Origin of the sequence: uncultured Tenacibaculum sp. (assembly GCF_947502995.1) — a bacterium.
GTDB lineage: Bacteria > Bacteroidota > Bacteroidia > Flavobacteriales > Flavobacteriaceae > Polaribacter.
In genome coordinates, this window is sequence record NZ_CANNBW010000015.1 from 73,697 (window position 1) to 86,549 (window position 12,853).

The following is a 12,853-nucleotide window of genomic DNA, read 5'->3' on the forward strand; positions in this document are numbered from 1 at the left end:
TTACTAAGATTAGAAAGTGATTTTTTTAGTTATTTCTTTAGTTTCAGATATAACTTTTACGATATAAACTCCAGTTGATAATTCAGGAATAGTAATTGTATTTATTATACTTGGAGTTAATTTCTGTGAAATGATTTCCTTTCCTAGCAAAGAATATAAATGTATTTCGGCATTAGTATTTAAACCAGTAATTGATATTTGATTATTAGAAGATTTGTAAATGCTGATTGGAGTATCTTTAAAATCATCGTTACTTAAACTTTTCGCTTTAACATGAATGTAAAATTGTCCAACAGAATTATTATCATTTTCTAATGTAGTTTTATAATCTTCAATAGATAAATTAATGAATTGATTAGATATTTTATCTTCTAAATATATTTCTATTCCTTCTGGTAAATTAATATTCTGAATAGAAAAAGTTAATTCTTGATTAGCTTTACCTATAATACCAACAGGAATTATCGTTGTGTCTAAGTTATCATTAGGTAATGTTTGGATAGCTAATTTTTTTCCTGTATTATCTGTAACTAATTCTGTGTAGATAGCAAAGTCTTGTTGTACACCAGTAAACATTTTTGAGTCATATCCATTATCAAAGCCAGTAGTTTTACCATCAATAAAGAATATTTTGGTTTTTCTTTCTGTATTTTGATCTTTTACTAACAAATCAAAAGTTAATTTTGGAGCAGTTCTTTGAAAAGTATCTGTTCCTTGATGGCTTTGATTAGCTTGATTAAAACTAAAGTTACTTGAAGCGCTTGCTTCAATAAAGAAACCTTGTCCTGGTGCAATTTCAATAGGATTTGCACTATTGTGTGTTACATAATCAGTACCATTCCATAACCATACAGTCTGTTCTGAAAGTATGCTTGAATTACTAGCAGTTAAGGTAGCAGAATTTACATAAGCTGTAAAAGGATTACCTATTAAATTAAAAGATTTAGCTCCATTAGTAACCGCAAAATTTATAGAACTTGTATTAGCACTACCTTTAAAGGTTAAATCTGAAGCAGAAGTTAGCTTCACAGAATATCCTTGACCATTATTTAAAGTTCCTGTAGATGAGGCATTTTGATAATTCCAAGTAGCTGAAGTTGTAGTGTAAGGAGCAAAACCTAAATTAGCTGTATTTACTGTTCCTGTAGCTAAAGGATGATTTGTTATGATATCTTCTATAGTTTCGCCACTTACAGGTGAAGCAACTAGATGCCAATCGGTATTAGGAATATTTCTATGATAGATTACATCTCCTGTTACTCCAGCGTTTGCAATTAAAGAAGCACCAGAAACAATATCTATAGAAGTTACGGAAACAGCTGAAGGTATTGTAGGGTAATTTGTAATACCAGCAGGAATAGATACATCTGAACTTGTAGTTGGAACAGCGTTTGTCGACCAATTACTTGCGGTATTCCAATCGTTATTTGTTGTTCCTGTCCAAACAGAAGGATTAGCTTCATAGGCACCTATGTCAATCGTAGCATTAATAACTCTAGCTTTACCAGTAATATCATTTGCTATTGAATTTATACCATTTAATCCAGTATTTATGATAGCGCTACCTGAACTTGGTCTTAATCCATCATCAAAAGTACCAAAAACATTATCTGCTCCATCTAAATCATTTGTGCTTAAGAAAGGATTAGCAGTTAAAGATACAGAAGCACCAACAACTGTACTATCATCACTTGCATTGTTAAATCCTGTTTCAGAAGAACTGTCGTTAAAATAATTATTTGTGCTACCATTTGCTAAATTATTATAAAACACACTATTTACTATAAGAGGATTTCCTCCATTAGTAATATGTATAGCTGCACCTCCATTTGTTAAACCTGTAGTATTGTTGTAAAAAGTAGAGTTATAAACAGTTGGATAACTATTATTGTTAAAGTGCATAGCTCCCCCATTTGTATCTGATGAATTATTTACAAATACTGCGTTATTAATAATTGGAAAACTATTAAAAAAACCTTCAATTCCTGCTCCTTGAACTACTCCTGTGTTATTCGCAAAAATAACATTTTGAAATGTTGGAGAAGATGTAGTGATATATGCTCCTCCTCCAAAGTTAGCTGTATTATTTTTAAAGATAATATTTGTAAGATTAGCAGAGCTAGGTGCTCTCATATAGAGTCCACCTCCAAGATCACCAATATTATTTTCAATAATAAGATTTGAAATTGTAGCACTACTATCAAATAAACTTATTCCAGCTCCATTATTTCTATTATATTTTGTGTTAGAATATGTGATGTCTCCGGTACCATTAGCCAATCCATTAGACACTGTAAATCTATCTATAATACTAGCATTAGAACTAGATGAAGATGGATCAGGTGTTGCTCCAATTAATACATGGTATGCATTGTCACTATTATCGTTAAGAGTACCTAAATCTCCACTTAATATAGTTGTATTTCCTGTATCAGCTCTATCACTTAAAGCATTTTCGTTACCTGCAAAACCACCATATAACTTTATATCTTTATTAAAATGGAATGCATAATCTCTAGGATCAGTTGAAACACCATCAGGAGATTCTGTAGGTAAATACGTACCTGCCGCTACCCAAATTTCACCGTTAGATACTACTTCATCTATTGCTTCTTGTAGATTTGTATAAGCATCTGTCCAAGATGTTCCATCATTATTACCTGTTGCATTAATATCCACATAAGCTTTTATTTTACAATCCAAAGCAGCATCAAAGCTTGTATTGTTATTGTTACCAGAAGCGTCTGTTACGGTTAGAGTAACTGTAGTTGTAGCTGTAATAGTAGTTCCAGCTACTGGTGATTGTGTTATACTAGGAGAAGCATCACAATTGTCTGAAACTACAGCTAAACCAGTATAGTCTGGTAATGAAGCTTGACATACGGATGATACACTAATTGATTGATTACTAATGCTCGCTATTGAAGGAGCAGTTGTATCAGTTAAACTTACATCAAAACTAGTATTGTTGTTATTACCAGAAGCGTCTGTTACTGTTAGAGTAACAGTAGTTGTATTTGTAATAGTCGTTCCAGCTACTGGTGATTGTGTTATACTAGGAGAAGCATCACAATTGTCTGAAACTACAGCTAAACCAGTATAATCAGGTAGAGAAACATTACAGCTTGCATTTGCACTAAGATCTTGATCACTAATACTAGCTATTGAAGGAGCAGTTGTATCAGTTAAACTTACATCAAAACTAGTACTGTTATTATTACCAGAACTGTCTGTCACTGTAATAGTGACTGTAGTAAATCCAGTAATCGTAGTACCAGCTACTGGAGATTGGGTTACAGTTGGAGAAGTATCACAATTATCTGAAACTACAGCTAAACTAGTATAATTAGCTAGAGAAGCTTCACAACTTGCGTCTGCATTAAGTGTTTGATTGCTAATACTAGCTATTGTAGGTTTAACATTATCAACAGCAGGATTAACTGTAATAGAAGCACAGCTACCTGGAGTAACACAACCTCCTTCTCCTCTAATATAAAAAGTTGTAGTACTTGTTACTTTACCGATGTTAATTGTACTGCTACTACCTCTAGTTTTTTCGGTTCCTCCGCAAGAACCAGTGTAAACTATCCATTCTGTAGCATCATTTAAACTACCAGTTATTGTTAGAGAAACATCGTCACTTGGGCAACTTACAGTTTGTGCACTTACAGTTGGTACATCAGGCTCATTACAAGGAGCAGCACATGTAACATTTGGAGAAAAACCAGCAGGTGTAATATCTGCAGGAGTGGAATTATGACGATACCAGTTTGTGTTTTTATTATTTAAGTCATAAATCATTGCAAGTAAATCTGAAGCATTACCAGTAAGAGATCCTTGATATTTAATATTATCTACCTCGTTATCTGACAGAGGAGTTGGAGCGTGTATTGCCATGCAGTTAACACCATTTGTTAACCCAGGAGGAACATGAGATGTACTACCTCCAGAAGAGATAAGGCTCCATCCAGTAGTAGCATTATGGTTACCACCATTTTCTCGATTATCGTTTAAGTGGATAGCTGTAATAAAAGTAGGAACAGTGTTAGCTGGTCTTGCACCTGTAGTTGATTGGTAAGCTATTACTTGATCACCAGCAAAAAGATTCCAGCCTGTTCCTGCTAATATTCCAGATACAGTTCCTGATGTAGAAGTGAATACATCTGCACCAGATTCATAAATATGTACTACTGTTCCACAAGGAGTTCCACCAACAGGTGAGGTCCATTCAAAATGTCCTTCAGAACCATTCCAAAATCCTTGTGGTGTATCAGTTAAATCATCATTCCATCCTTCTTCACTAAAATATATGGATTCTCCAGCAGGTATGCTTTTTAAAGCAATAAAAGTAAAACTATGATCTTTACCAGATCCAGGACCTACATCTTCATTAACTCCAATGAAAGCAATATCACCAGCAGCTAAAGTTTGTGCATGCACATAATTTAAAATGAGCATACTGAAAAAAAGAAAAAGTAATTTTTTTCTCATAATAAAATGTTTTTAAGGGTATTATATATGTTCAATACAAATCTAAAGAAAAAAGATCGTTTTAAATTATGAATTGGTATAAAACAGGTATAGATGGTAATGAAAGAAAGCTTTTTGGGAGTAAACGAGAGAAATGAAAATATATTATAACAAAAAAATCCGCTAAAGAAAGCGGATTTATTGAATTTGAAAAAAGAACAATCAACTTATTCTGCTGTTGCATCCGCAACAACAACCTCTTGTTGATAGTTTTGTTGAGTTTGCTTAGTTTTTGTTTGTGATAAGCCACAAGGAGCTGTGCTTCCACAAGATGTTAATCCTAATAAACCAACTACACAAATTGCAATAAATACTACTCTTTTCATTTTTTTACTTTTAGAAATGCTAATTTATAAAATTTTAATCAATTTACCAGAATCAATTTTCTCTTCAATAACGTTAAATGTTACCATTTTATTTTGAATACTGGTTAATAAATTTTCAGACATCGTTTTTCCATCATTCCATTCGGTAATAGATAACCATTTTTGGATGTCTTCTAATTGTTGTTCATATCGTATAGAAAGTGTTTCATCTATGTTTTCAATAGATTTAAAATCCGAAGTACAATTATTAATAATATCTAATACTGTTTTTACTTCTTCAGGATGATTTTCTAATATTTCTTCTCGAATCGCAACAACAAAGCAAGGCCAAGGAGTAGGGCAGTCACCAACTCTTCTGAAAGTACCATTATCTACTAAAGGTTTTGTTGTAAAATGTTCCCACATAAAATAATCAGCTTCTCCATTGGTTAAAGCATCAATTCCTCCTTGTAGATTTTTAACAACTTTAAACTTTAGTTTATCAATATCCCATCTATTGTTATAAGCGTTTACAATAGCCATTAGGTGAGAGCCAGAACCATATCTACTAATAGCTACAGTTGCGTTTTCTAAGTCATCAATAGATTGAAATTTAGATTTAGTTCCTACGTGAATTCCCCAGATTAAAGGACTTTTTACAAAGGTTTGAATAATTTTAGAAGGATTACCATTGATAATATCTTTAATAATTCCTTCAGTTAAAACAATTGCAATATCAATTTCTTTTTCACGTAAAGCTTTACACATTGCTCCAGTTCCACCTGGGAAATCTTGCCAACGTAAATTGATGTTTTGCTTAGTGTATTCTTTATTTTTTAGAGTGATGTACCATGGGTAATTAAAGTGTTCTGGAACACCACCAACTTTTAAATTCAACATTTATTCAACTAATTTATCTAGGGTATATAAAATTAATTTTTCTACAACTACACTTGGGTTTTCACTAAAAGTTCCATTTGCTCTATTTGCTAAGATTGCATTCATAGAACATGCATTATGACCTAATAATTTTGAAAGTCCATAAATAGCTGAAGTTTCCATTTCTAAGTTTGTAATTCTATGACTTTGATATGAAAAATTATCAATTTTAGAATTTTGTTCAGGATCTTGAAGTTGTAATCGTAAAACTCTTCCTTGAGGTCCGTAAAAACCACCAGCAGTAGCTGTAATTCCTTGATGAGTTTTTTCAGAACTTAATTTATTAGCTAGCTCTTCAGAATTAGCAATTACAACTGGATAAGCTTTTCTTTCCGACCAATCGGTTTGTTTTACAAATGCTTCTTCAATATCTGGATGTGCGATATCTTTTAAATCATAAGCTTGTAACATACCGTTTAAATCTATAGCATGACTACTTAGTAAAAAGCTATCTACAGGAATATCGTCTTGTAAAGAACCAGAAGTTCCAATACGAGTAATATTTAATTGAGTGTGATTTTTTTTGATTTCTCGAGTTTCAAAATCAATATTAACTAAGGCATCTAGTTCGTTTAAAACAATATCAATGTTATCTGGGCCAATACCTGTTGAAACGACTGAAATTCGTTTTCCTTTATAAATTCCAGTTGTTGTTTTAAATTCTCTTTTTTGGGTAGAAAATTCGATTGAATCGAAGTGTTTTGTCACTTTTTCTACTCTATATTGATCTCCAACAAATATAATATCTGTTGAAATATGTTCAGGTCTTAAGTTTAAATGGTAAATACTACCATCACTATTTAGGATAAGTTCAGAATTTTTAATCTTCATTAAGATGTTATAATTTCAGTAACTTGTCTGTAGCGTTTACATACAAATAACTGTATTTTTTAGCCCCGCCAAGATACGAAAAATCAGAACGTAATTCTCTATAGTAATTTAATTGATTATGAAGCACTTTAATTCCAGACTCACTAAGCTTTACAGGATTTAGTGAAGAAAAAAGCGTTTTTAATTCTTTTATTTTGTTAGAATATTGAACATCTCCAAAGCCATAAACTTTTTGATTCGTTAATAAAGAGCGTATTAAATCATTCTCGTTCTTTAAGTTTGAAGTATTAACAGTGTGTAAAATTGTATTCTCTATTTTATTTAGTCCGTTTTCTAAAGAAGGAAAACGTCTTAGATGAGCATTTATAGCATCTGTTAAGTAGATAAATGGAGAAGAAGGATTGAATTTATGAACTGTTTCTAATCGTAAAGGACTATCGGAACAATACAATTGCCAAATGTAGTCGGCATATTCAATATCGTCTTGTGATAATGTTACTCTATTGTTATATAGTACTGTTAATTCATCTTTTGAAACTCCAGAAAAACCATATCTACTTTGAGATTGATCGCTAATATCGGTTTGAACTAAAGTAATTTTTCTGCCTTTTCTATATTTCTTAAGCCAACTAACTACTGCAACTAAATTAACTTGACAAAATAGATCATGATCGAACCATAATACAATTTCATCTTGATTTTGTTTACAAAGGTTTCTGTATTCTTTTAGAGTAAAGTCGATAAAAGTTTTTTTGGTTACTTTATAGGCAGAATTCAAAAAATCGAAACGAACTTTCCAAAAATCTTCACTACCAACATCTGTAGTTGTTTTTCCTTCACACAGCATCTCTCTCCAAGTAATAATTTCACCCTCTATTTTTAAATCTTTTAAAATTTGAGTAGTAACATCACCGTTAGTTATATGTAAATAAGTGCTCATTAATAGGGACTTAAAAAAATGCACTCCAATATTAATAAAAAAAATTATATTCTGAGAATATTATTTTGTTTTGGTTTAATTTTTAGGTATTTATTGTTTTTTTTGTTAAAAAAGTAGTTTTTATTGAATTTGCTAAAAGCGTTTTAACAAAAATGGTTAATACTTTTAAAAGTATTAACCACCAACTCTCTTAACATTAAAGCCTTTTTCTTTTAACAGTTCCATGATTTTATCACGATAATCACCCTGAATTATAATTTTATCATCTTTAAAACTACCACCAACAGAAAATTTAGTTTTAATTTCCTTAGCTAACTTTTTAAAGTCTTCAGTAGTTCCATTGTAACCATCTATAATTGTAATAGGCTTACCTTTACGTTTTTCATATTTGCAAAGTAAAGGTTCATCTTGTAACCAAACATCTGGTTTTTCTTCCTGTTTTGGCTCTTCAAATTGATGATCTGGAAAAAGGTTTTTTAATTGATCTTGTAAGTCCATTACTTTTTATTTTATTAATCCTAATTCGCGTAAACGCTCATTTAAGAATTCTCCAGCAGTAATATCTTCAAATTGTTTAGGATTGTTTTCATCGATACAGTTTTCTAAAACATCTAATTTCATTTCAGAAACAGGATGCATAAAAAACGGAATAGAATATCTTGATGTTCCCCAAAGTTCTTTAGGAGGATTAACTACTCTATGAATTGTAGATTTTAATTTGTTGTTACTATGTCTAGATAACATGTCTCCAACATTTATCATTAATTCATCTGGTTGAGCTATAGCATCAATCCATTCTCCGTCATGGTTTTGAACTTGTAATCCTTTACCATGAGCTCCCATTAAAAGTGTAATTAAGTTAATATCACCATGTGCAGCAGCTCTAACTGCTCCTTTTGGTTCTTCGTGAATAGGAGGGTAGTGAATAGGTCTTAAAATACTATTACCATTTAAAATGTGATTATCGAAGTATTCTTCATCTAAATTTAAAAATAAAGCTAAAGAACGTAAAACATATTTAGCTGTTTTTTCTAACATTTTATAGGTTTGTTTCCCCACTTCATTAAACTCTGGTAATTCCTCAACATTTACGTTATTAGGATATTCTTCTTCTAGTGCAGGGTTATTTTCTACATATTGTCCAAAATGCCAAAACTCTTTTAAGTCACCTTCTTTTTTACCTTTAGCGCTTTCTTTACCAAAAGAAACGTAACCACGTTGTCCTCCAATACCAGGTATTTCATATTTCTGCTTTGTGTCGACAGGCAAATCAAAAAACTTTTTGATTTGTGCATATAAGTTGTCAACTAAAGCATCATCTAAAAAATGACCTTTTAATGCGACAAAACCTATAGTTTCGTATGCATTTCCAATTTCTTTTATAAATTTTTGCTTTCTACTTTCATCTTCAGATAAGAAATCTCTTAGATCAACGCTAGGTATTCTGTCCATTGTTAATAAGTTTGTTTATTACTTAATGTAAAATTAGTAAAATAGAGGGAAAGCTCTAAAATTATTTATTAACAAAAGGAATTAAGTAAGAAATAGTGTAGTTAAAACCAAAACCAGTATTACTTTCAAATACACGATTAAATCCAGGAGCATATAAAGTTTTGAAATTTTCTTGATCGTCTATGCTTAAACCAATTTTGTATGCGCCATGAAACCCAATGAATAAATTTTTAAAAGTTTCAACTTTAATACCAATTTGAAATTCAAACCAATGTGCAGTTAATCCAGATTCACTAACAGGTGTAGTAATAGTTTGATTTGGAAATATTATTGGCGTATCTGTACTTCCAGTAGATATATTTGGCGTAAATTCATTTAATGTATGTTCAAAAATAGCAAAACCATATCGCCCACCTATATAAACTTCATTATTCATGTCTAACCAATTATTATAGGTGTTTAAGTTAGCTCCTAAACGAATGTAATTTCCTTTTGAAGTAGATGTAGTAAAATCTTCAAATGTAATTTCTTCTTCATGACCAATTTCAGCTGCAATATACCAATTTTTAGAAACTCTATAATCACCAACAATTTCAAAACCAGTATAACTTTTATCAATAAAACTTAATCCAGGTTTACTTAAATCTATTCCTAAACGTAAACCGTATCCCGTTTTATAAACTACACTATCTTTTGGAGTTTCTTTTTTAGAAGTTTTTTGAGCTTGCAAGTTAACTGCAAATAAGAAGATGAATACCTTAATGGAAAATGTTAACGTGCGCATTCGCTTGATTTTTTATTGATTCTACTTCAGTTACAGATAAACGATCTATCCAGCCAGTTGCTTCGAAAGTAACATTATTAAAAATTACTCTAAAACCACAAGATCTAGATACATATTCGTTTTCAGGAGTATATTTTACGGTTAAAGTTGCTGTTTCATCTCCAGTATTATCTTCACTATCAGTCTCATTTCTTGTTAAAGTAAAAATAGTTTCTTCCGCAATTGTATTTAAAGGTATAGCTATAGAATCTGTTGCTATATCTGAAAATAAAGTAATTCCTCCGGTAGATATAGTAAAACGTTTTACTTCTTTAAATTCCGTTAAAGTAGTGTTATCGTAAAAACGTAAAACAAGATTAGGGGTTACAGGGTTTTGCGTGCAAAAATCATCTTTCTCACACGATAAAAAACAAATTGCTGCTACAAATAAAATGATAGCATATTTTAAAAATCTCATAAACTATTATTTTTCAAATAAAACTACAGTTTCGATATGAGCTGTATGTGGAAATTGATCTACTAAACTTATTTTCTTAATAGTATAACCTGCTTCCTGTAATTGCTCTGTATCTCTTGCTTGAGTAGCTGGGTTACAAGATACATAAACCATTCTATCTGCGTTTAGATTTATGATTTTTTTAAGTGTTTTAGGAGCTATACCAGCACGTGCAGGATCTAGAATAATTGTTTTTATTTTATTTTTGAATTGAGGTTGTTCTAATAAGAATTTTCCTACATCGGCAGCATAGAATTCAACCCCTTCAATATGATTTCGTTTGGCATTTTCTCTAGCATCTTCAATGGCAGAAGCTACAATATCAACACCAACAATTTTTGCATTTTCACTACGAGAAGCTAAAATTTGTCCGATAGTTCCTGTTCCACAGAATAAATCCATAACAATTGTATTGTCAACAGCTTCTTTATTCTCTAAGGCATAATCTACTACCTTGTTATATAACTTCTCAGCAGACTTTGGATTTGTTTGAAAAAAACTTTTCATGCTTATTTCAAAGTTTAATCCAAGTAATTCCTCAACAATTTTATCTTTACCATATACCAAATCAATACTTCCAGAAGTAGCAATGGTTCTATCTCCAGTTTCATCATTTATAGTATGTAATAAACCAGCTAAACGCTCACCAAATAATTCTTGTAAAAGCGCTATAAATTTTGGGAAACTAAATTTATCTAAATCTTTAGAAGTTGTAACAAGATTGCATAACAACTCGTTTGTCTTGTAAGATTTTCGTACTACAAAATATCTGAAAAAACCTTCTTTTTTTGGTCCATGCCAAGGCGCTAAACCTGTTTCTTCACAGAAAGTTCGTATTGTTTTTAAACTATTTTCAAAGTCAGCATCAAAAAGTCCGCTATCTTTATCTAAGTTTTCACCCATCCACCAAACACCACGTCTTTTAAAACCTAATGTAAATTCATCTACATCTGTTTTTTGTTCACGATCGTAACCAATGGCAGAAAAACTATATTCCATTTTATTTCTATAATGAAATACGTTTGGAGAACTCACAAATTCATCAAAGTAATCTTCGATATTTTCAATTTTCCCTATTTTTTTGAATAACGACATGGTACTTGTGTATTTGTACTCGTGTTGTTTTTCTATAGGAAGTTGAATATAAGGTGCACCAGGAACTTCTTGATAGTTTGAAGAAATTTCATCTTCAGAAGTTTTCAGAACATCAATTAATTTACATTCAGCATATTTCTTTTGAGATTTCGTAACTCTAGCTTTTACTGTTTGTCCAGGTAAAGTATTCGGAACAAATACCACAAATTCTCCGTGTTCGTTACGGATACGTCCTATACCTTTTCCACCAAAGGCATAGTCTTCAATAAGAATTTCAATAATCTCTCCTCTTTTAACAAACTTGTTACGTTCTCTTCTTGGCATCTTTATATTGATTTTAAAGATTGCAAAATTAGAAAATACTTACGGGTTTATTATCGAATTTAATATAAAAAGACCTCTTAAAAGTAATTTTAAAAGGTCTTCATTGTTTTTTTATATTGTTTTTCTAATCTCGTGGAGTAGAAGTAATATCAATTGTGTTATCGCTTTTCACTATTACTACATAATCTTCACAAAAATTTACATCTATTTTTTTTACTAATTCAGTTCCGTTTTTTAAAACTACTGTATAAGTAATTTCTCCAGGAGCGTAACTTGTAGTTACTGAAGATTGGCCAGAAGCAATATTATTTATGTTTTCGGTATTTCCTCCTGATGTTTTTACTTGAACACTTACGTCATCTGTTCCTTGGTTAGTAACTCTTGCTGTAGGATTTTCGTTATCGCAGCTAGAACAACTTTGCATAATTAACATTAATGATATAAAAAATATTGAGGCGATTTTTTTGAATAAATTCATGGTTAATATATTTTAAATTATTAATAATTATTTTTTTTGACACTTTACACTCAATAAAGTCACTATGTTATCTACAATATATATAAAAAAAAAATGAACCTTTTGTAAAATTACACGTCATGTAAGTGAATACAATTTATGAAAAATAAAATTCTACATACAGATAAAGAGCTTGTTAAAACGTATTTAAATGGAGAGAAAAAAGCACTTGTAATTTTGGTGAAAAAAGGCATCAACCTTTTTGTAAAATAGCTTTTTCGTATGTGAATAGTTCGGTTGTGGCCAAAGATATAGCTCAAGAAAGTTGGGGAGTTATAATAAATAAGTTGAACACTTTAGAGGATGCAAACAAGTTTAAGAGTTGGGCAATACAAATCGTAAAAAGGAAAGCTTTAGATTATTTAAGGAAAAAACAAAGACAAACGAAACATATCACATTTTATAAAGAAGATGTTGAAATTGAAGAAGAATTCCAAGGATCAGTAAATGAAAAGAAAGATAAATTAAGTAAAGCAATAAAAGAATTAAAGATAGCACATCAGCAAGTGATACGTCTTTTTTACGTTGAAGAAAGATCATTAACTGAAATAAGTGAATTATTAAAAGTTTCAGTAAGTACTGTGAAATCTAGATTATTTCATGCAAGAGAAAAATTAAAGAATACAATAAAATAATACAT

Annotated in this window: 12 protein-coding genes; 1 reads left to right on the plus strand and 11 read right to left on the minus strand. The window is 30.8% G+C overall.

Annotation, left to right across the window (positions count from 1 at the left end; genetic code table 11):
• Positions 1-9: 9 nt before the first annotated feature.
• The 11 genes from Q1A46_RS13565 to Q1A46_RS13615 all read right to left on the minus strand — a co-directional run bounded on the left by Q1A46_RS13565 (position 10) and on the right by Q1A46_RS13615 (position 12,174).
• Complete coding sequence (locus Q1A46_RS13565) at positions 10-4,491, minus strand: T9SS type A sorting domain-containing protein (RefSeq protein WP_299679628.1); 4,482 nt, start codon at positions 4,489-4,491, stop codon at positions 10-12.
• A 206-nt stretch (positions 4,492-4,697) separates the two neighbouring features.
• Positions 4,698-4,856, minus strand: coding sequence for a hypothetical protein (locus Q1A46_RS13570; protein ID WP_157730221.1), 159 nt, complete (start codon positions 4,854-4,856; stop codon positions 4,698-4,700).
• Positions 4,857-4,880: 24 nt separating this feature from the next.
• Positions 4,881-5,735 carry a substrate-binding domain-containing protein gene (locus Q1A46_RS13575; protein WP_299679637.1) on the minus strand — a complete coding sequence of 285 codons (855 nt, stop codon included), beginning with the start codon at positions 5,733-5,735 and terminating at the stop codon, positions 4,881-4,883.
• The gene (locus Q1A46_RS13580) at positions 5,736-6,605 is read right to left on the minus strand and encodes a nucleoside phosphorylase (RefSeq protein WP_299679640.1); all 870 of its coding nucleotides are present in this window, start codon (positions 6,603-6,605) and stop codon (positions 5,736-5,738) included.
• A 7-nt stretch (positions 6,606-6,612) separates the two neighbouring features.
• Positions 6,613-7,545 carry a DUF1835 domain-containing protein gene (locus tag Q1A46_RS13585; RefSeq protein WP_299679643.1) on the minus strand — a complete coding sequence of 311 codons (933 nt, stop codon included), beginning with the start codon at positions 7,543-7,545 and terminating at the stop codon, positions 6,613-6,615.
• A 174-nt stretch (positions 7,546-7,719) separates the two neighbouring features.
• Complete coding sequence (locus Q1A46_RS13590) at positions 7,720-8,043, minus strand: translation initiation factor (protein WP_299679646.1); 324 nt, start codon at positions 8,041-8,043, stop codon at positions 7,720-7,722.
• Between the two features lie 6 nt (positions 8,044-8,049).
• On the minus strand, positions 8,050-8,997 hold the full coding sequence (locus tag Q1A46_RS13595) for an isopenicillin N synthase family oxygenase (RefSeq protein ID WP_299679648.1): 948 nt from the start codon (positions 8,995-8,997) through the stop codon (positions 8,050-8,052).
• 61 nt (positions 8,998-9,058) lie between these two features.
• Positions 9,059-9,781: a DUF6048 family protein gene (locus Q1A46_RS13600; protein WP_299679651.1), complete on the minus strand. Its 723-nt coding sequence runs from the start codon at positions 9,779-9,781 to the stop codon at positions 9,059-9,061.
• Entirely contained in the window at positions 9,756-10,238 is a 483-nt protein-coding gene (locus Q1A46_RS13605; protein WP_299679654.1) for a DUF6452 family protein, read from the minus strand. Before Q1A46_RS13605 ends, Q1A46_RS13600 begins: the two co-directional genes overlap by 26 nt.
• Before the next feature lie 6 nt (positions 10,239-10,244).
• On the minus strand, positions 10,245-11,696 hold the full coding sequence (gene rlmD, locus Q1A46_RS13610; RefSeq protein WP_299679657.1) for a 23S rRNA (uracil(1939)-C(5))-methyltransferase RlmD: 1,452 nt from the start codon (positions 11,694-11,696) through the stop codon (positions 10,245-10,247).
• A gap of 124 nt (positions 11,697-11,820) precedes the next feature.
• On the minus strand, positions 11,821-12,174 hold the full coding sequence (locus Q1A46_RS13615) for a hypothetical protein (protein WP_299679660.1): 354 nt from the start codon (positions 12,172-12,174) through the stop codon (positions 11,821-11,823).
• A gap of 248 nt (positions 12,175-12,422) precedes the next feature.
• On the opposite strand from Q1A46_RS13615, the gene Q1A46_RS13620 reads away from it, so the two are divergent.
• Entirely contained in the window at positions 12,423-12,848 is a 426-nt protein-coding gene (locus tag Q1A46_RS13620) for an RNA polymerase sigma factor (RefSeq protein ID WP_299679797.1), read from the plus strand.
• The last annotated feature ends 5 nt before the right edge of the window (positions 12,849-12,853 follow it).